This is a genomic window from Patiriisocius sp. Uisw_017, from assembly GCF_047731265.1.
Lineage (GTDB): Bacteria > Bacteroidota > Bacteroidia > Flavobacteriales > Flavobacteriaceae > Patiriisocius.
The window spans coordinates 2022397-2043396 of sequence record NZ_CP159835.1 but is presented as its reverse complement, the minus strand read 5'-3'; the positions used below and the strand labels follow the sequence as shown (position 1 = coordinate 2043396).

Sequence of the window (21000 nt, the reverse complement as noted above, 5' to 3'; positions counted from 1 at the left end):
AAGATTTAATGTTAGGAAACTATTTTCAATTTTGTAAGCTATCATTTAATAGTGGCAGGTTGTTCTTTTCTAAATATACCCGTACTTTGTAATAAAAATAAAAATGTCCTCACAAAAGAATTATCCAAAATCATTTTCACATATTGGAATCACCGTTCCGAATATTACAAAAGCAGTACAATTCTACTCAGAAGTAATGGGATGGTATGTTATTATGGAACCTTCTAAAGTAAAGAAGGAAAAAGAAACTGCCATTGGACAAATGTGTATTGATGTTTTTGGAGAGGATTGGGAAGAATTTGAAATTGCACATTTAGCAACCTCAGACGGAATTGGCATCGAGTTATTTTCATTTCCACACGGAATTAAAGAAGCACCAGATTTTAATCCTTTTAACACGGGACTTTTTCATTTTTGCATACAAGATCCAAACATTGAAGACTTAATAGAAAAAATTGTTTCCTTCGGGGGCAAACAGCGAATGCCTATTAGAGAATACTATCCTAAAGAGAAGCCCTTTAAAATGTGCTATGTAGAAGATCCTTTTGGGATTGTATTTGAAATTTACACACACAGTTATGAGCTGACTTATTCCTCTGGCGCTTATACCGGTTAGAAATAAAGGAAAGAATTTTGATTCATAATTAATCACCTAATTGGATACATAAAAATACTTTGATTGGTCTAAAACACTTCGCGTTAATAGTTGATTTTAAGGCGTATTCATCAAATCTTTATACAAAGCTTCAATCAAATCGAAAGTCTTTTTATGAGTTCTTTTACTTTCCTTTGTAAGCGTTTCTCCTTCGGTCTTTAATTCCTTTAATAGTTCAATGGCATCCTCTTTTTTATCAATTTCAATTAAAAATTTTGAAAGTTCTAATCGTTGTGGATAATTAGAATAGCGAGTATCTGCAGCTCGCATTATAGGCTCTGCTTTTTCTATTTTTCCTACTTTGTACAAAGCAAAACCATATAAAAAGTATGCTTCTTCTTTTTTAAACAAAGGATTCTGCTTCATTTTTTCTGAAACAGCAATTATATCCTCGTAGCCGTTTTGTTCAAAATAAGCCTTGATTAATTGAGAATTTCCGTAGAGATCATTATCGTGCATTTTAACTAAAGCGATCGTATAATGCTCAATTGCTTTTGTGTAATCTTTAATATCTAGATATGAATCTGCTAAATCTATTCGGTTTTGAAACGTATCTGCAAAAGAGACTTTGTGCTCTAAATTTTTAATCTTTTTAGTAGGATTTATTGCATCTGTAATTTCGTTTTGAACTTTATCAATGTCATTTTTTGAAAAAACTTGAGTAATCAAATAGATAATGGAGCCGATTGCTGGCAAGAAAAAAATCACAAAATACCAGTAGATTTTATTTTTTGTGGTATACACGTGATAGGCACAATAAATTTGAAGCGCAATAATGAGGTAGTAATACATGTTTACAAAAGTAATTGATTGTAGAATTAATATCGTTGTGAAATGTCATGGAAATTAGTGACGCTTGGAAATTAATGCTTGGGAGTAATAATTTGTTTGTTCTTGTTGCGGGGGCATGAGAGCGTTTGCGAAGGAACGCTCCGCTTTGACACCTCTTCCAATTCGGGGAGGGAGCTTAATGTAAGGTTTCTATTTAAACACTAGCCCACTGCTATGATCTCGGGCTGCTCCTGTTACACTTGCTAGGCAATTGACTTCGCCTCTTAATTTTAAAACACCGAGTAATCCAAAAATGAGGGCTTCTTTATATTCTAGCAAATCAGTGTTGGGAACTAGTAGCGTTACCTTTTTATGTTTTTTTATTTGTTGTAACAAATAGCTATTGTAAGCCCCTCCCCCAGTGACCAATACTTTTGATCCTTTTTTAAATTGTCTCGCAATTTGGTGGGCTGCGTGATCTGTAAATGTTCTCAAGGAATCTTCTGGTCGAGCATAAGTAGCTTCTAGTATTGGAACCACTTCCTTTTGCACCCATTCCAATCCTAGGGATTTTGGCGCTTGCAATTTGTAATACGGTAATGCTTGTAGCTGGGCTGATTTTATTAATAAAAGAGTTCCATTTTTTGCCAGCTTACCATCCTCGTCAAAAGGAACGCCCAATCTTTCAGCATAGGTATTTAAGACGATGTTTACAGGACAGATGTCATAGGCAATTCGCTTTCCATTTTTTTTAAGGGATACATTTGCGAAACCACCTAAATTTAGACAGTAATCATACTCAGAAAAAAGCAAGAGATCGCCTATGGGAACTAATGGAGCGCCTTGCCCGCCCAAATCAACATCCTGCACTCTAAAATCGCACACTACGATTTGCTTTATGCGTTTTGCTAGTGCCGATAAATTCCCAATTTGCAAGGTGATTCCCTTTTCGGGTTGATGTAAAATTGTGTGGCCGTGACTGCAAACTGCATCCAACGATTGGATTTGGTTTTTGGTAATAAATGTGGAAATCACTTCGGCAAGATAAACGGTATACTCGTTATTGAGTACTGAAAGTGCTTCAGTTGAATACGCTACTGCTTTTTGTAATCGTTCTTTCCAAATAACAGAATATGCAATAGTTTCAGCTTTACCAAATTTATAGTCCCATTTCCCATCTTCCCTAACCGAAAGAAACAGCTCTGCAACATCAATACCGTCCAGCGATGTGCCGCTCATTACCCCTAGGATGTGATATTTTTGTATTTTCAAAATAAATGTTTGATTGGTTAAAGATACTTTAGTATTTTGAATAACAATCCATTATTGGATGGTTTGAACCACGAACGTCTTACGAGCAAGACTACAGGATACAAGCTTTACCTCGCAATCGTCTTAAATTAGTCGTGATTCCTGGAATGAGCGAAGTGCACGGTCCTGATTCCAACTGTTATAATAAAAAAGTCTCGACTATTGCAGAGAACGAAGTGAGCGGTCCTGATTCAAACCTTCCATCAAGAGAAAATCTCTAATCAATCAACCTTCCCATCAAAAAAACAACATTTATTTAAGATATCTCCCTTTGAAATTTATAAATTTTAAAAGTATCTTAGCATTCTCTAAAAACAAAGAATATACCTATGGATTTTGGCCTTTCAGAAGAGCATTTAATGATACGCGACGCAGCGCGAGATTTTGCCAAACAAGAATTATTACCAGGCGTTGTAGAACGTGATAACAAGCAGGAGTTTCCTACCGAGCAAGTTAAGAAAATGGGCGAGCTTGGATTCTTAGGAATGATGGTGGATCCTAAATATGGCGGTGGCGGCATGGATACTTTGAGCTACGCAATTGTGGTAGAAGAATTGAGTAAAGTTGATGCATCGTGTTCTGTAATCGTGAGTGTAAACAACTCTTTGGTTTGCTACGGAATTGAAGCCTACGGAAACGAAGCACAAAAACAAAAATACCTTACAAAATTAGTCACTGGCGAATCTATTGGGGCCTTTTGTTTGAGTGAACCCGAAGCTGGAAGTGACGCTACATCGCAAAAAACGACTGCGATAGATATGGGCGATCACTATATTTTAAACGGTACAAAAAACTGGATTACCAACGGAAACTCTGCAGACTATTACTTAGTAATCGCACAAACCGATAAAGAAAAAGGACACCGCGGCATCAACGCATTTATTGTTGAAAAAACCTGGGATGGTTTTGAAGTGGGCCCGAAAGAAGATAAATTAGGTATTAGAGGAAGTGACACGCACACCCTTAATTTTAACGACGTTAAAGTACCGAAAGAAAATAGAATTGGTGAAGATGGTTTTGGTTTTAAGTTCGCAATGAAAACCCTTTCTGGAGGTCGTATTGGTATTGCAGCACAGGCATTAGGTATTGCGGGTGGTGCGTATGAAATGGCGCGTGATTATTCTAAAATTAGAAAATCATTTGGCACTGAGATTTGCAACCACCAAGGTGTGGCTTTCAAACTAGCAGATATGCACAACGAGATTGAAGCGGCACGCTACCTTGTTTATAAATCTGCTTGGGACAAAGACAATGGTCACAATTACGATATGAGCAGCGCGATGGCAAAATTGAAAGCCAGTAAAGTCGCGATGGAAGTAAGTGTTGAGGCAGTGCAAATTCATGGTGGTAACGGTTTTGTGAAAGAATACCATGTAGAGCGTATGATGCGCGATGCTAAGATTACTCAGATCTATGAAGGTACTAGTGAAATCCAGAAAATTGTTATTTCTAGAGGCCTATTGAGAGACTAGCTTCGATATATTCCGTTAAAATGCGATGCATTTAAACGGAACACTCAGCTGCCTTTGGTTGATTGATTGATTGATTGAACTTTTTGTTTCTCTTTTTAATAAAAGCAACTAAGAATATTTAAAATATTTAAACCTCAGCGATTTTTCGTTGGGGTTTTTATAATGGAGGAAACTCGTAATCTTGGCTTGGCGCATTTTTGTTTCTTTGTATTTGGGCAGAAAACGCGTTTTATATTTTTCATTTCTTTATGGGATAGCGACGACAACAAACCATGGGCATCCTGAAATGTCTTCAACCGATGTTATTGAATATCCAATGGGCTCGACCTACCATCCCGAAGAGCAAAAGCTTCCCTTAACTGTCGAAGACTTGCAAATATTTCAATTTTCACCGAACAATTTAGGTGATAAACCGACTAAAAAAGTAGGTAAAAATTTTATAATTTACCCCATTAAATAACTGTTCACAACAAGTACGTATATAATTTATTGCTAGATTCAAGTGTACCCAAAAAAAATCCTTAGGGATTTTCAATCGGTTCATTTTTCTTTACTCTTTTTAAGATTGCTAAGGCAACGCCATCATACACGAACCCATCGTTAGCACCAATAGAAAATGAAAGAACTATACCAAATGTCAGTGAAAGAAATTGGCTTCACAGAAGACGAATGGCAAGACGTTGGTACCCTATTAAACAAGAAAATAGTTAAAGCTAAAACATCAATAGTCAGAGTTTAAGATTACGGTTGTGATAAAATTAATAAAAAGAGCTTCAGAATAATAAATGAGAAAGAGCGCTATTCTGAATATGCTCATCTATGATTAATTATTCTTCATAACAAATGGAGATATCCCTAGATATAGGATAAGAACCTATAAGAATGCGATTGACAACAAACTATTATTACGTTCCTTCGTAATCGTGTGTCTGTCATTAGATATCCTCAATTGGGCTACTTTATAAAAATGGTGTTCAGCTATCTGTTACTTTAGACAAAAAATTGAATGAATAACTAATTATCACATAATATTCGTTCAAAAAGATACAGTTATGAAGAATCTAGAAACAAAAATTAATTATCAGAATTACAAGTATCATTCTGTTAACATCTCAAACGCATAGAAATCCTTCAAAAACCGCGAGAGACATTAATATTCTTAAAGTTGAGATGTTTTTAAAAAGAATTGATTCGATTTTTTTTAAAATACTCCTATGCAACATCGTCTAAATCCCAGAATGGAATTTATATACTGTAAAATATCTATTAGATAAAGGCGCAGGTACCAACAAATCAGTAGAACATAATTACCCTATTCTTTCTAAAAAATTAATTAAAAAAGTCGAAATAGGAAAGCACAAAAAAGCAATCGCTTATTTAAGCTATAAAGTTGCTCAAGAATAAAATGAAACTATTAATAATGAAAAAATTAATTAAAATTTCAGTTCCAACAATTAGCATACTTGTTTTGTGTTTCTTTTTATTTAAACCCGTTATAACCTATAATATTGGAAGAGAAAAACTAGAAGATTTAAGTCAATTTCAACCTAATATTAATCATAGTAAACCAATTCAAAAACAAGCTGACAGCCTATTGATATCAGAATTTAATAGACTTAAAACTCCTGCTTTATCGACTTCTATAGGAATTAATGACACACTTATTTGGTCAAACACCATAGGATATGCCAATATTGATAAGGGAATTATTGCAGATTCAACTACAAAGTTTAGAATTGGCAGTACGTCAAAAGCCTTAACATCCATTGGTCTGGGCATTTTAATTAAGAGTGAAAAACTTAATACCCAATCTTTAGTAAAAGACTTCGTTCCATACGCGAGTAATAATTTATCTAAATTATCATTACAGCAAGTAGCCTCGCATACTTCTGGAATAAGAAGTTATGGAACTTGCTGTTGTTTTCCAATTTGGGAGTATTATAATACTGATGAGTATAATTCAATTGAAGAAAGTATTGCTGTTTTTAATAATGATGAATTACTTTTTGAACCGAGTACAGGTTTTAGCTATAGCTCTTACAACTATACATTATTGAGTGCAATGATGGAAAAAGCCTCAGAAAAAAAATTTTTGGCTTTTATGAAAGAAAAAGTATTTCAACCTCTGTGTATGACTCAGACCACAGCCGACAAAAAAAACAAAAATAATACAGCAACATTTTACGATATAAACGGTGAAAAAATCAAAGAATCATATGAGATAAATAACAGTGTAAAATGGGCAGGAGGCGGATTTCTTTCAACAACAAATGACTTGGTTAAATTAGGCAATGCAATTCTTAATTACAGATTACTAGACTCCATAACTACCGCAACATTATTTGAGCCGGTAAAACTTAATTCGGGCCAAATAAATAGGGAAAATTATGGTCTGGGTTGGAGAAACGATATCTATGAGAATATCCATAAAGATGGTCACAAAGTGAACATTATTCATCATGGCGGAGTAGCAATGGGATCAACTGCAATGTTGATTTTATTACCAGAATATAATTTAACCGTAGCAGTGACGATGAATAGAAACGCCTCTACATAAGAAACAAAAGACGTGTTCTTTAGTCTTCCACATAAACTGGCTAGTCTGTTTATTAATGGAAGTAAATGAACAAATATGAAAATATCATTTAATAAATTGTCTGAAACCTACAAGACAAATTAAAAAATCTAGAAAGTGATTTTAAAACAAACCGAATACACATAAATTTTATAATTAAGGATAATTTAAAACAATCGAAATTAAATGGAACTACTAAAAAATAAACCTAAAATAATCAAATTGTTGACCTTGGTGTTTTTGATATCATTAGGAAACGTCTTTTGTCAAAACTCAAATAACAAAATTATTTTTTTAAATGATTATTATTCAGCTTATGCAAACCCTATTGAAAATGATATTACCAATCAAGATAATCGTTACAAAGAAAAGATCCAGAATGCAATCATTAACAAATACTTTTTAAAAAGCGAATATTCTGACATCGTAAATGATTTTTTGTCTTCACCAATCCAAAATACAACTGAATTAAAAAAAGCAATTGAAAGGGTTAATGATAATAAAAAAACGATTGAACGTAAAATTACCTCAGCATTAAAAAAAAGCGCAAAATATCTAAAAAATGATAGCTTGACAATTTACATCCTACCCACAAACCCAGACAACAAAGTAATCATGGAAGGTATGATGGGAATTATGGGCTTAACAGCAGGCAGCAAACAAATTTTGCTAACAATCGAACCTGAAATATTAGGTTGGGAAGAAATGGTCGAATATGCTGTCGCGCACGAATACAATCATACGTATTGGACAAACAAGAATTTCGGAAAGTCGTCCAAATGGACTTTACTCGATTATTTAATTTTTGAAGGTAGGGGTGACTCCTTTGCCCACTTACTGTATCCAAAAGTAATGGCGCCTTGGACTTCTGCCCTAAATCAAAAAGACAAAGATGCCTTATGGAATAGGATAAAACCAAAATTACAAAGTGAAGATATTCCTTTTCAAATGGAAGTTATGTTTGGTTCTAGCAATTATCCTTTTTCGGGTGGTTACACTATCGGTTATGACATCGTGCAACAGGCATTAAAAAACACGAGATTGAGCGCAGAACGCTGGGCAAACCTAAGTTCAGATAAACTATTAAAAATGAGCGGGTATGAATAATAAATACCCACACTATCCCAGATAAATTAATTGCTAACGCAAGCCTACTTTTGGAAAATATAATGGATTATCTATTCGGTTTGCACATATTTAATTAGAAAATTAAAAACAAATAAACCTCAGAAATGAAACAAAGCCTAACATACCATATTACTTTATTAATTATTAAGCTAAAAGGTTTGAAAAAGAACTTCAGTAAAGATCCAATAGACTTCAAAAAAATTAGAAAAGAAAATGTCCATCATCCAAAAGGCAAATTTTTCAAACAAAATAAAATACGGAATTTTAAAATTTCAGATTGCCTAATTACTGAAATAGGACTGAATAGAAATTCTGAAAATCTATTGATATTCATACACGGAGGTGCGTTTATTTCTGGTCCAGCACAACATCATTGGGATACTATAAAAAAAATAGCGCAACAAACAAATTATAAAGTTTGGATGTGTGATTATCCTAAATCCCCAGAAAACAAGATCGTTAAAATATCCTAAAATATAGATTTAACATATAAAACTGCACTAGAAAACTATCAACCAAATCAAATTTTTTTAATTGGAGATTCTGTTGGAGGAACTTTAGTTATCAGCTTAATTCAACGGCTGATCAAAAAAAATATCGAACTACCGAATAAAATAATTCTTGTTTCTCCAGTTATGGACGCAAGTATGTCTAATGCTGATATTGAAAAAATAGATGATATTGACCCGATGCTTTCAAAAAAAGGAGTGCTAAGTGCGAAAAAAATGTGTGCTGGAAATAACGATTTAAAAAGTGTAATGATTTCCCCATTATACGGAAGTTTTGAAAAATTCCCACATACAATTTTATTTCTTGCAGAAAATGACATTACGTATCCAGACCAAAAATTGGCAGTCCAAAAACTTATTGAAGCTAAAATTAATCTTGAATTAATTGAAGGGAAGAATATGCCACATATTTGGCCTTTTTTACCAGTAATGAAAGAAGCTAAAATATCTTTGAATAAAATAATCAGAACGCTAAATAACCAATCATAATGCCCTTATATAACGAATAAATTACCACAGTAATTCGTGCAAAAACAAGCCAAATGCTGGCGCATTCAAGATCGCTGCCCTTTGATTCAAAATAATACCACGGCCTTCATTTTTAATACCCAGAATGCCAATAATAACGGAGACTGCCTAGAGACCATTTATTTTTTTATAAATTTTAAGATGGTGGCTTCTTGTTGAGAGTAATAGACATTTAAGAAATAAACACCTTCATTATAGCTGCTAACATTAAGTTTGACTGGCTCTTGGTCATTATATTCCCAATTGGCCAGTTGTTGGCCGGTTATCGAGTATATCGTTATTCTTGATATCAAGTTTCCGTCCACGTGCAATATATTTTCAACAGGATTTGGAAAGATGTTTACATCTGGTTCTTTTGACAAATCATCATTAGAAAGAAGTAGTGGCGCGGTTTGTCCACCAAAATAGAAATGCCCGAAAAAAGAACCGTTAGACGCGCTCAAGTCAAAAGGAATCGCACTCACCTCCAACCCAGTAATAATATCTACTCCAACTAGGGAAATTGGAAAAGGTCGCTTAAAGTAATAAACTCCTGTATACGGATCCAATGTGCTTCCTTCCAGCGCAAGAATTTCTCCTAAAGAGGTTGGTGATATGGCATTTACAACTCCTGTAATAGGATTAATTTGAATAAAGAAAAGCTCAGCGGGATCATTATTTCTTCCAATAGCATATAAATTTCCATCGGCCGCATTATAAATCAAATTATTGAAAAATTCAAATTCAGAAATATCAACAACAGGCTCATGAACCACAGCTCCTGTTGCAATATCGACAGAGAGAATTTTACCTTCAGAAAAAAGATGATACCATTGATTTGTCAAATCTATTGCACAGCCAGAGAATGCAAAGGTATTGGCAATAGAACTTGTAGATATTGCGGTTACTATTCCAGTTTCAGGATCTATTTTTGACAAATAAACTCCGCTTTCTGGTCCACCGCCTCTCTCTAATCCAATTATTTCACCGGTTATTTCATTATAAATAAAATTTTGAAAAATTGGTAACTGGCTCGTAGTTATTGGGTTTTCATGAATAAGTTCTCCAGTAGTCGTGTCTATTCCAATAAAAGTATCGATACCTGAATAATAATAAATCCCTAAATAAGGATCCACTGTAAATGAAAAATTGGCAATGTAGGGTGAGTACGAAGTATTAGAGATATCTTCAATCTGGCCATTAGTTGTATTCGCTTTGGCTAAATACGTCACCGATGGGTCGTTATTCCTTGATATTCCATATATTTCATTGGTTTGGGCAACGTTTGGCAAAGCACAAAACAAGCCGATTAGCAGTATAAATTTTTCCATAGTTTCCTTTTTTCAATGAAATTAATAAAAAATAATTTCAAAAGCATAGTGTCAATAGTTAAAAAATTAAAATAACGCTAACAAAATACTGCTGCAATCAAAGTCTTTAGATTAATAGCGAAATGCTTAATGCACAAATAACTAAAATATCGCAACAGTAATTATTAAAAAAACAATCCAGCTATTGATGCTGCTTTTTTAAACAAATAGTTAGACTTTGTAACAACGAAATAAGATTATTAGTAAGGATAAGTAAAGAACCACGTTGTATTGAATGAATACATCAATTTTTACTCAGAAAATCCTACGGGTTTTCCCACTGGTTTGTTTTCTTTTGCTAACTTAGTACTAAGTGATACACAAACACGTTCTTTACAAACACCAAGCAGAACTTAAAACAGCTTGACAAAGACGAATAATCAATACTAAACATCTACACTATGAAAACTAGAATAACACTAATTGCTTTAACATTATCAATAGCTGTATTCACAGCTTGTACAGACAAGAAAAAGACAGAAGAAACCGTTGAGACAGAAATTATTTCTGAAGAGAACAGAACCTCTGTTGACGACACTAATGAAGAAGACGAAAAAAGAAGGTTAGATAGTATTCGTCAAGTAAAAGAACACGGACATGCGCACTAACTAAATGGATATGAAATTAGTAAAAATAACAACTCCAATTATAGTAATCTTGAGTTGTCTTATTTCTGTTTCAGCCTTTGCACACGGAGTAGATGAAGATACACAGTCGTTTTTAACAACAAACAAAGGCATTGCTTTTGGACCTTTTCTTTATATAGGCGCTAAACATATGATTACTGGATACGACCATTTACTTTTTTTGGTAGGAGTTATCTTTTTTTTATATCGAACCAAAGACATTATCATTTACATAAGTTTTTTCACGATTGGGCATAGTGCTACGCTGTTATTTGGTGTTTTGGTAGACATAAATATAAATGCCTTTATAATCGATGCCATAATTGGGCTATCTATAGTCTATAAAGGTTTTGATAATTTGGGGGGATTAAAAAAAATATTTGGGAAACAACCCAATACAAAAGGAGCGGTTCTAATTTTTGGATTATTTCATGGCTTTGGACTAGCAACAAAATTACAAGAATTTGAATTTGATAAAGAAGGGCTTTTCATTAATTTATTAGGTTTTAACTTGGGTGTAGAAATTGGTCAGTTTTTGGCATTAGCGTTTGTACTCTTATTAATTTCCTTTTGGCGACAGCACCCTAGTTATCTAAAATTCTCTAAACTCACTAATTTAGTTTTAATGGCAGCAGGATTTTTGTTGTTTGGTTATCAATTAACAGGATACTTTATTTCTTAATACATACATTATATGACCACAAATAATCAACCTATTTTAAATAAAATCCAATTATTAAAATCACTAATCATTGCAATACTAATTGGCGCTGTTGTACTGATAACAGCAGTTTTACCTGCAGAGTATGGTTTAGACCCATTAGGGACGGGTAAATTATTTGGTTTTTCTAAATTATACCAAGAAACTAAACAAATAGAAAATAATAAAACTAATTCTAGTTTAAATTTTAAGAAAATAAAAATGGAAAAACTAGGTTCTCCCCAGAGCACGCCAACCCCAAGTGAAGCTGATAATCCACCTCCAGAAGTTCAGTATACTGAAAGAGAGGACACCATCGAGGTCATGGTACCTGCTAAAAAAGGAATTGAGTATAAATTCAAAAGCCTTAAATATGGTAGCACCAAATACGAGTGGGCAACGAACAAGGGTATTGTTTATATAGATTTTCACGGAGAAGTAAAACAAGAAAAACCACCAGAAAATGTATTTTATGAGAGCTATACACTTGCATATTCTAATAATATGGCAGGAACGCTAACGGCTCCTTTTGAAGGAAAACATGGATGGTATTTTAGAAACGACACAAACGAAGATATTGTCGTTTCTATTAGACTAAATGGTCAGTACGATCTATTAAAATAAAGTACAAGCAGCGAATAAGTATGTAAAAAAATAAATTCCCAAAGTGATTATCACAAAAATATAACTCAAATTGTGATGGTGCGTTATGAAAAGAAATGGCTTAATTTCAAAACAAGGAAATTAAATTATTCATATTACGTTATGCTCAATGCTTCTTCCTCAACTGCTAATCTGTCATCTGATGACGATGACGTCGTTTAATTTTTTAAGAATAGAAAACATTCTGTTACCGAACGTTTAAGAACCTTGAGTCAGGCTGAAAAGAAAAACTTCTTCCTATGTTCAAACGTTCAATCTGAATAAAAAATTAAAGATTAGTCATTGAAAACAACTAATAACAAAAAGTCAAGAGGAAGAAATGAAATTAGATCTAAACTGTAATGCTTCCCTTGCGAACGGGCTTTAGAGCTTTTTTTCAATGAACTCCTTTAAAATCTCTGCAACATTCGTGGATAAAAATTTACTTTTTCTCATAACTGTTTAAAATTAAGATTAATATTCTACTTTCAAACAGTGGTTTTAGGGGAAGATTAAATAGAAATAAAATTGAAGGGAATTATTAAAAAAATAGCTTGATAAAATAGTCGCGAATTTATTAGGCTGCCCATCACAGTAAGAAAAAATCGATTGAAAGACATTGCGTTAATTAGTGATTATTGGTTCAAATACGACTCTGATTTTTCTAATCCAAATGGGAGTTGACTTAGGCAAGTTTCCCTCTAAAGATGAATTAAAAGATATGCTAAGTAAGCAAATAAAAAATACAATCACCAAAAAAAATCGTACGCTTTGATATGAGAACTAAATGCAAAGAAAATTCGACACTCCGATGTACCCAGCATTAAATTTTGCAAAGAAGCAACGATGCATTTTGCACGTGTAGAAATCAATTGATAAAAAAAGGAATAGGAAATGTATTGGTTATAAGATCGCTTCCATTTTATGTTCAGAAATTAAAAATCCAGAAACTTATTTGTGAACCCTATGCCTTAAATCCTTCGCCCTACAAAATGTCAAAAAAAAATATAGTTGAATTTATAAAACCACGCAAAACAGTTCCAGGTCCCTCAAATTTTGAGCAAGAAGTGAATCGTTGGGAATTAACTAAAGATACTTTCGGAAAAATAGCATAACAATAAAATTAAGAGGATAAATACTGTTCATAGATCTGGTTTTATAATTAGCGTGCACACTTTAAAACCAAAAGAATTATTATCTTGTGAAAGATACATAATCAAAACGCTAACCATTAAAATTTAATCTAATGTAAAATGGCCATAAACTATCCTTTTGGATTACAACTCAAACAAAAATTCGTTGAATTTGTTCATTATCAAGGGCTATTTCATCCTTGTGAAATTGATAAAATAGTTGCTTTTTGGGATGAGGATAATAAGATTAAAGCAACCTTAAGTGGGGATGAAAAATATAATGAAAACTTGCGAAAAAGTGACGTTATGTTTATTAAAAACACCACTGATAACGATTGGATTTACAATAAATTAGCTCACTAGCGATTAATTGTAATAATGAAAGATATTGGTTTGATTTATTAGGGTTTCATGAAGAATTACAACTTGCAAAATACTCTGATGGAGGTTTTTTTGATTGGCATTTAGATTTTGGCGCTGGAGAAATTTCTGCAAGAAAGTTGAGTATGACTATTCAATTATCAGATCCAAATGACTATGAAGGAGGTGATTTACGATTTATGATTAATAAAGAAATCGTTAATGCTCCAAAAGAGAAAGGTACCATTATAATATTCCCATCCTTTATTATGCATAGAGTTACTCCAATAACTAAAGGAACTCGCCAATCAATCGTTGGCTGGGTATCAGGCCCTCCATATAGATAATTAAAAGAAATAAAGTAATGGAACTCTAAGTTTAAAAAATTATTAACTGCATTTCATACCGAAAGTAGAATCCCAGTTTTACTAAATACAAAATTCAATAAAAAAGAAACACCCTTGGTAGAAACCGCAAAGAATGCAATTGCACTATTCAAAGAAACAGCTTTAGATATAATCGTTTTAGAAAATCTAGTGTTGAGCAAAAGAGCACAAACCTGTGACGAAGAGATGTTGATCCACTTAACAGGTTTTGTGAAGGAAATAGGAATAAGTGTAATTGAAGAAGAGTTGGACGATTCGTGTTTTCTTCCTAGACTTAAGATTCAAGAAAACTCGATTCGAATTGATGAAAAACGATTAAAACAGCTAGGAGATTTACTTCAAGAAGCTGGCCATTTATAGCAGTTACAGATAAAGATCAAAGGAAGTTCATTGACACCCAAGATATGGATCCAAACTGGCCAAGTGATGGGGATGAGATTGTTTCCATTCTTTGGTCATATGCAGCGCTTCGATATTTAAATATTAAACCAGAAATGGTGTTTCATTCCAATGGATATAAAAAAGATTCTAAATGGCTTATTGATCAATTCAATAATAAAAACTATGCAGGGTTGCCGCTATTAGAATGGATGGCACTATGCAATAAAGAGGAATTTGCAATAATGAAAAAGTGGCTTAGATAAACTCTGTATGTGTTTTAAAATTAATAGAATTAGACAAAATGAAAAACATATAATAATCGTTACATCTCGTAGTATATGTAAAAAATAATAAGCGCTATAATTGCGATGATAAAGTAACAGGAAACCGCTAAAAGAAAGCAAAAAAATGCTTTCCCAAAATAAATTAACTAAAAATTAAACCTTCTAGAACAACTGTTAATGAAATACAAGAACAACAAAAAGCGATATGTCTAAGTGTAATTTAAATCCTTAAATAAATTACAAAACACAAAATAAACTATTAAAACACTTCGCCATGAATGCATTACAACTCCCTTTTAAATTTGATGCCACACTTATATTACAGGAGATCAGTCAATTTAAAAAAGAAGATTATTACGATATTTATAACCCCTCAGTTGGTCTTGAAACACTCTGGTCTAAACATCTAATAGAACCTATTGGAGGGCCTGATCAAGCTCCAGAGTTTTTTCCCAATGAAGCATTACTAAAGTGTCCATATTTATTAACCATACTGGAAACTTTTAAATGTAAGAAAGAAACTTTTCGCATTCATACTCTCGAATCCAATGCAGCTATAAAACCCCATAGAGATATTGGTTTTAGTTTTGAGGATGGCTTTATACGCATCCACATTCCTGTGCAAACGAATGATCAAGTTCAACTTATTGTAAATAATGAACATATAAAAATGAGCGCTGGCGAATGTTGGTACTGTAATTTTAATGAAGTTCACGAAGTAAAAAACAAAAGTAATGAACCAAGAACGCACTTAATACTCGATTGTATAGTGAATGATTGGTTCAAAGATGTTTTTAGTAAATCAGGAATGAATTACAAGGACGAACCTAAAAAAAGTTAGTTCTAAAATTAATAATAACTGTAGCCTTAGAAACCCAAACCAATACTAAGCAAACAAACCAATCCTATTTCTCTCCTTAAGGATTATTTATGCACTAAAACCCACAATTCAACCTCCTCAGAAGAACGCCAATACTGATCGCGATTTGTTTTATCAGAAGCTGCTTTTACTCGCTTTTTAAAACAGCGATCTAAGGCAAACCTTCCTCCTCTTTGTAATTCGTTTTCTATGGGATGTGCAGTTGACACATTGGTGATTTTGGCAAGATTTGAAAATAACAGAATCAATTTTCCATCAGGTAATAAGCGTTGTTTTGCTGCCTCGAAAAAGTTCGGAAAGAGGCTGTCGTTATAATAAATCGCCTGATCAATACTATCCAAATTTTGAGATTTCGGCAACCACGGCGGGTTAAAAACAATAAGCTCTGTTTGCTTTTCAAACGTTCCAAAAAGTGGTGCAAATTCTAAATCAATCTTTCGAGACACCTTTGTGTCTCCCATAAATTCAGTCAAACCAACGATAGCATTAGGATTTGTATCCGTACCAAGAACTTTCTGAAAACCGTGTTTTACCAATAGCAAAGAAAGTATACCACTACCAACACCAACATCAACAGCAGTCTTCTTTGGTCCATCATAACGCTTTACCCAATTATCAAAGAGTTCTATATGATCAAACCGTGTTGGAAAATAGGTGCCATAATAAGGATGTACTTTATTCCGTAGTACAGGAATGGAGATTCCATTTTCATACCATTGCCAAGCACTATTCAAGCCTTGTATTTGAGGAAACGGTAAAAAGAAATCACTAGTTTCTGGATATAACTTTTCTAGCCAGCCTATAGAAGGCGCCTTCTTAACCGCTAGTTGATGTGCATTGATTTCGATTACAACAAGGTTTGATAATTTTTGATACACTGAACGAAACGCACGTTGCTCTCTAAAAGACTCATCAGGCATGGTGCGAAAAAGATGTTTTTTTATAGCTCTAAGCAGCAATAAACCGTCACTGTAAAAACTTGATATTAACACCATTTTTCCAGCTTCTAAGGCTCTAATCGTAGGATTCATTTCTGAATTACGGTCAAACAAGAGTATTTGTTTCGTAATGTTAATAGGTGTCGGCTTGTTTATTTGAATAGCTGTACTCATTGGTTGGTTTTACTTTCGGATAAAATATAATTAAGGCTTTAAGAAGCTAGCCTCGGCAATTTGCTGAAGTGTTTCGAAGAGAAATTTAGTAATATAGCGGCAAAGGTACATTATTATAACTCGCAATTGGAGTGTTCTAAAATCATATATAGAATCGAGCGTATTGAGGTTGAAATATTATTATAAACTACTAAAAACCTGTTACTCAATAAACATTAAGTTCTGTTTACTTTATAAATAAGAGCCTGTTTTACAAAAAAGTGCACAAGGACTAACCGCGATTTTATTTAATTTTTATAAATTAAATTTTACCAATTCGGCTAACTAATTAAAATACTATAAAATTAATTATTTCGGTTGTAAATGTAACTGTTGATCAAGTTATTAAAGCAAAAAACGTTGGTGTTGTTATTGGAACTCAAGGAATGAAATGAACGGTTTTGAGCAATCCAATTCCTAGAAAAATTCGCCACTCAAGCACTGTTGTTAAACAAGATGGAATGTGCCGAGTTCATGCAAGGTCAAAGCTGCCAATGAGAGGAAAACCTCAAAAAAACAAGCTCATTATTACTCGGTTTGTCAAAAGTTAAACTAATACTAATACTAATATAAACACCCTATTTTGCCAGATTGTTTTTTATTTTTGCTTCTATTTTAGAGTTATAATGTTTACAGAGAAACAAATTGGTCGTGTAATTACATCGCTTTTATTAGCAATAGTATTTGTGTTCCCTATGGCGATTCAGTTTTCTCACGCTTTTGAGGGTCACGATCATATTCCTTGTAAAGAAATAAGCACACACATTCATCAAGATGCAACAGACTGCAACATTTGTGATTTTCACTTAGCGTCTATCGATTATAATTTTGTTAAACACCCAGAATTTTTAGCTCCAAATATTCCTTCAGAGGTTAAAAAATCATTCACTCCAGTACTTTCAAATTCTTTCAAACAAACCAGCACCCAACTGCGTGCACCCCCTATTTTCTTGTTTAGTTAAAAAATAATTTTAAAACAAAACAAGAATACATATGCGCATTTACGCACTATTAATACTGCTCTTAAGTGGTATTACTACTATTTCTCAAAATTGTAATAGCACACTTTCAGGAGCTATAATAGACCTTCACGACAATACTGCACTTACGGGAGCTACTGTCATATTAACAGCGACTGAACAAGCAATATTAACAGATCTAGAAGGGAATTTTTCTTTTACAGATTTGTGTGATGAAACCTACCTTATACAAATTTCACATCCCTTTTGTTTAACTAAAGTCTACAAAGTAAAAATAAAAGGAGTTACTGAAAAGACATTTTACTTAGAACATCATTTAGAAGAATTAAATGAAGTTACTATAGCAGGCAAGGCTTACGACACCAAGTCTAAAACTATAATGGAGATGAACATTTCAAAGGAAAAATTAGAGCAATATAGCAGTGGATCTCTTGGGGATGTCCTAAATAGTTTGTCTGGAGTTTCTTCTATCAACACAGGAAACACCATTGTTAAACCAATAATAAATGGACTTCATAGCAGTCGCGTGGTGATCATTAATAATGGGGTACGTATGGAAGATCAAGAATGGGGAACAGAGCACGCACCTAATATAGATATAAATACAGCTGGAAACATTACAGTTGTTAAAGGCGCAGGAGCACTGCAATATAGCGGGGATGCCGTAGGAGGTGTTATTATTTCAGAAGCGGCTAAAGTCCCTGTAAAAGACACATTATATGGTAAAACTTTAGTTACAGCGGCGTCAAACGGGATTGGAACTTCACTTACTTCACAGTTAACAAAAAGCTATCAAAATGGATGGTATGGCACGATACAGGGAACATTAAAACGTTTTGGTGATTTTGAAGCACCCGAATATATTTTGAGTAATACAGGTGTTTTTGAACGGAATACATCTTTTCGAATGGGTCTTAATCGATTTAATTATGGAATTGAAGCATACTACTCACTGTTTAAAAATGAAATTGGCATCCTACGAGCTTCGCACCTAGGGGGCGCACAAGACCAAGTTCGTGCTATTAATAGCGACCGACCTTTAATCATTAATGATTTTACCTATACAATTGATGCCCCAAAACAGGATGTAACACACCATTTAGCAAGGTTAAAAGCTTTTAAGAAATTTGAAGGGCTAGGAAAGGTAACGCTTCAATATGATTTTCAACAAAACAACAGATTGGAATTTGATATTAGACGTGGAGACGATCAAGATGATGCTTCCTTGGACTTAGAACTAAAAACGCATACGCTATTGCTGGATTTGGACACACAAATTTCTGAAAAAATATACCTAAAAAGCGGGATAATGGCTGGGTACCAAAATAATTTTGCCAACCCAAATACTGGGGTGCGAAGGTTGATTCCTGATTATGAAAAATATGACGCGGGAATTTATGGTATTGCCGAGTATCGCCTAAATGAAAGTCTATTATTAGAGCTAGGGGGTCGCTTCGATTATTCCTTTATGGATGTATTTAAGTTTTACAGAACTTCTTTTTGGGAATCACGAAATTATGACGAACTCTTCCCAGAAATTATTGTGGAAGAATTAGGCAATCAAATTTTGACAAATCCACAATTGGACTTTTACAATACCTCCGCAACTGCCGGAGCAACCTATCAATTTAGCGAAGATTATACATTGTTTTTTAATTATTCTTTAGCCTCTAGAGCACCGAATCCCTCAGAGCTTTTCAGCGAAGGTTTGCATCATTCTGCTTCAAGAATTGAGTTAGGGGATTTAAGCTTTAACTCAGAAATGGCTCACAAATTTTCAATGACATTACAACGCGAAAATGAAGTCTTTAGCTTTTCAATAAATCCATACATCAATACTATAAATAATTTTATCGTTATAGAGCCTACTGGAATTCAGCAAACAGTTAGAGGAAATTTTCAAGTTTGGGAATACCGTCAAACCAATGCACAATTATTGGGAGTTGACATAGATGCTTCCTATGTCTTTGCAGAAAATTTAAGTTTTATCCACCAGTTCTCATTGGTGAAAGGATATGATCGATCAAGAGACGAAGCTTTAATAGATATGCCTCCGGTAAACACTAAAAACGAGATCGTATATCAAAATCAAAAATTGAAGAATTTACGTCTGGCTTTGCAGAGCGAGTTCGTATTTCGTCAAAATGAATTCCCAGACAATAATTTTGACGTATTTATACCAGAAACACAAACCACAGAGATTGTAGATATAAGCACTCCTCCAGACGCATACCATCTACTTAATTTTAATTCGAGTATAGATCTTAAAACGAGCAAGGAATCATCACTTACAGTAGGATTAATCGTAACAAACGCTTTAAACGCCTCCTACCGAAATTACCTAAATCGATTGCGTTTTTACGCAGACGATCTGGGCAGAAACTTTTTATTAAATCTTAAAATAAATTATTAATATAAATAAAAATGAAAATGAAAAATCTAAAATTATTGCCAGTATTATTTATTGCAAGTCTATTATTTATTGCTTGCTCAAACGATGACGATGCAACCCCACTACCCGTAAATGAAGAAGAAGTTATAACTACATTGACAGTAACATTAACACCTGATGACGGTGGCACCCCAATTGAATTACAAACTCGCGATCTAGATGGCGACGGGCCCAATGCCCCTGTCATAACTGTTTTAGGAAATTTAAATGCAGGAGTTACTTATAATGGGAATATTATTTTACTTAATGAAACCGTAAATCCAGCAGAAAACATCACTACGGAAGTTGAAGAAGAAGCTGAAGAGCACCAATTCTTTTACACAATTGGCGATGGGCTCGATGCTACAACAACCTACACCAATTTTGACGGGAACGGAAATCCATTAGGAACACAATTTACACTCATCACTGGAGCCGTAAGTTCTGGAAACATAACATTTACATTACGACACGAACCTACAAAACCAAACACAGGTCTTGTTGATGCAGGAGGAGAAACAGATGTTGCTGCTACTTTTAATGTAATTATAGAGTAAAACTCAAGAGTCTATTTTTTTAAGATTTAATAAACTGCCCTTTGTACATTTTGTAGCAAAGGGCAGTTTTTTTTTGTGTTGTTGCTAATATTAAGCGGACAACATTAGAAGAACTGGAGTAATATAGAGCTTCTAAAATCTCAAAATTAAAACCTTAAGACAAAAAAAGTAACATTCTACCCTTCTCTGCG

General features: G+C 33.6%; 19 protein-coding genes and 2 pseudogenes. 17 read left to right on the top strand and 4 right to left on the bottom strand.

Annotation, left to right across the window (positions count from 1 at the left end; translation table 11 throughout):
* Window positions 1–103 precede the first annotated feature (103 nt).
* Window positions 104–616 carry a VOC family protein gene (locus tag ABXT67_RS09300; RefSeq protein WP_415373743.1) on the top strand — a complete coding sequence of 171 codons (513 nt, stop codon included), beginning with the start codon at window positions 104–106 and terminating at the stop codon, window positions 614–616.
* 96 nt (window positions 617–712) lie between these two features.
* On the opposite strand, the gene ABXT67_RS09295 is transcribed toward ABXT67_RS09300, so the two are convergent.
* Together ABXT67_RS09295 and ABXT67_RS09290 are read right to left on the bottom strand one after the other, a co-directional pair.
* Entirely contained in the window at window positions 713–1447 is a 735-nt protein-coding gene (locus ABXT67_RS09295) for a hypothetical protein (RefSeq protein ID WP_415373742.1), read from the bottom strand.
* Between the two features lie 189 nt (window positions 1448–1636).
* Complete coding sequence (locus tag ABXT67_RS09290) at window positions 1637–2698, bottom strand: anhydro-N-acetylmuramic acid kinase (RefSeq protein WP_415373741.1); 1062 nt, start codon at window positions 2696–2698, stop codon at window positions 1637–1639.
* A gap of 368 nt (window positions 2699–3066) precedes the next feature.
* On the opposite strand from ABXT67_RS09290, the gene ABXT67_RS09285 reads away from it, so the two are divergent.
* The 4 genes and pseudogenes from ABXT67_RS09285 to ABXT67_RS09270 all read left to right on the top strand — a co-directional run bounded on the left by ABXT67_RS09285 (window position 3067) and on the right by ABXT67_RS09270 (window position 8910).
* Entirely contained in the window at window positions 3067–4209 is a 1143-nt protein-coding gene (locus ABXT67_RS09285) for an acyl-CoA dehydrogenase (RefSeq protein WP_415373740.1), read from the top strand.
* 1420 nt (window positions 4210–5629) lie between these two features.
* Complete coding sequence (locus ABXT67_RS09280; RefSeq protein ID WP_415373739.1) at window positions 5630–6766, top strand: serine hydrolase domain-containing protein; 1137 nt, start codon at window positions 5630–5632, stop codon at window positions 6764–6766.
* A gap of 204 nt (window positions 6767–6970) precedes the next feature.
* On the top strand, window positions 6971–7891 hold the full coding sequence (locus tag ABXT67_RS09275) for a DUF2268 domain-containing protein (RefSeq protein ID WP_415373738.1): 921 nt from the start codon (window positions 6971–6973) through the stop codon (window positions 7889–7891).
* Window positions 7892–8016: 125 nt separating this feature from the next.
* Window positions 8017–8910: pseudogene (locus ABXT67_RS09270) on the top strand (alpha/beta hydrolase fold domain-containing protein).
* 158 nt (window positions 8911–9068) lie between these two features.
* On the opposite strand, the gene ABXT67_RS09265 reads toward ABXT67_RS09270, so the two are convergent.
* Complete coding sequence (locus ABXT67_RS09265) at window positions 9069–10259, bottom strand: T9SS type A sorting domain-containing protein (protein WP_415373737.1); 1191 nt, start codon at window positions 10257–10259, stop codon at window positions 9069–9071.
* A 440-nt stretch (window positions 10260–10699) separates the two neighbouring features.
* On the opposite strand from ABXT67_RS09265, the gene ABXT67_RS09260 reads away from it, so the two are divergent.
* From ABXT67_RS09260 to ABXT67_RS09220, 9 genes and pseudogenes are all read left to right on the top strand, one after another.
* On the top strand, window positions 10700–10906 hold the full coding sequence (locus ABXT67_RS09260; protein ID WP_415373736.1) for a hypothetical protein: 207 nt from the start codon (window positions 10700–10702) through the stop codon (window positions 10904–10906).
* Between the two features lie 4 nt (window positions 10907–10910).
* On the top strand, window positions 10911–11606 hold the full coding sequence (locus ABXT67_RS09255; protein ID WP_415373735.1) for a HupE/UreJ family protein: 696 nt from the start codon (window positions 10911–10913) through the stop codon (window positions 11604–11606).
* 12 nt (window positions 11607–11618) lie between these two features.
* Window positions 11619–12248 (top strand): hypothetical protein, encoded by a 630-nt coding sequence (locus ABXT67_RS09250; protein ID WP_415373734.1) that lies wholly within the window; start codon window positions 11619–11621, stop codon window positions 12246–12248.
* Between the two features lie 848 nt (window positions 12249–13096).
* Complete coding sequence (locus ABXT67_RS09245; RefSeq protein ID WP_415373733.1) at window positions 13097–13381, top strand: hypothetical protein; 285 nt, start codon at window positions 13097–13099, stop codon at window positions 13379–13381.
* A 138-nt stretch (window positions 13382–13519) separates the two neighbouring features.
* A complete protein-coding gene (locus ABXT67_RS09240; RefSeq protein WP_415373732.1) occupies window positions 13520–13762 on the top strand; it encodes a hypothetical protein in 243 nt (80 codons plus the stop codon).
* Window positions 13750–14106 (top strand): 2OG-Fe(II) oxygenase, encoded by a 357-nt coding sequence (locus ABXT67_RS09235; protein WP_415376969.1) that lies wholly within the window; start codon window positions 13750–13752, stop codon window positions 14104–14106. The genes ABXT67_RS09240 and ABXT67_RS09235 overlap by 13 nt, the downstream gene beginning before the upstream one ends.
* A 33-nt stretch (window positions 14107–14139) precedes the next feature.
* Window positions 14140–14505, top strand: a pseudogene (locus ABXT67_RS09230) (carbamoyltransferase C-terminal domain-containing protein); the annotation flags it as partial.
* 44 nt (window positions 14506–14549) lie between these two features.
* Window positions 14550–14789 carry a hypothetical protein gene (locus ABXT67_RS09225; protein WP_415373731.1) on the top strand — a complete coding sequence of 80 codons (240 nt, stop codon included), beginning with the start codon at window positions 14550–14552 and terminating at the stop codon, window positions 14787–14789.
* 295 nt (window positions 14790–15084) lie between these two features.
* A complete protein-coding gene (locus tag ABXT67_RS09220) occupies window positions 15085–15651 on the top strand; it encodes an aspartyl/asparaginyl beta-hydroxylase domain-containing protein (protein ID WP_415373730.1) in 567 nt (188 codons plus the stop codon).
* A gap of 83 nt (window positions 15652–15734) precedes the next feature.
* On the opposite strand, the gene ABXT67_RS09215 is transcribed toward ABXT67_RS09220, so the two are convergent.
* Window positions 15735–16802, bottom strand: coding sequence for a methyltransferase (locus ABXT67_RS09215; protein WP_415373729.1), 1068 nt, complete (start codon window positions 16800–16802; stop codon window positions 15735–15737).
* A 665-nt stretch (window positions 16803–17467) separates the two neighbouring features.
* On the opposite strand from ABXT67_RS09215, the gene ABXT67_RS09210 reads away from it, so the two are divergent.
* From ABXT67_RS09210 to ABXT67_RS09200, 3 genes are read left to right on the top strand one after another with little or no spacing between them, the layout of a single operon-like run.
* Window positions 17468–17803 carry a hypothetical protein gene (locus ABXT67_RS09210; protein ID WP_415373728.1) on the top strand — a complete coding sequence of 112 codons (336 nt, stop codon included), beginning with the start codon at window positions 17468–17470 and terminating at the stop codon, window positions 17801–17803.
* Between the two features lie 31 nt (window positions 17804–17834).
* Window positions 17835–20234 (top strand): TonB-dependent receptor, encoded by a 2400-nt coding sequence (locus tag ABXT67_RS09205; protein WP_415373727.1) that lies wholly within the window; start codon window positions 17835–17837, stop codon window positions 20232–20234.
* A 17-nt stretch (window positions 20235–20251) separates the two neighbouring features.
* On the top strand, window positions 20252–20809 hold the full coding sequence (locus ABXT67_RS09200) for a type 1 periplasmic binding fold superfamily protein (protein ID WP_415373726.1): 558 nt from the start codon (window positions 20252–20254) through the stop codon (window positions 20807–20809).
* Window positions 20810–21000 lie beyond the last annotated feature (191 nt).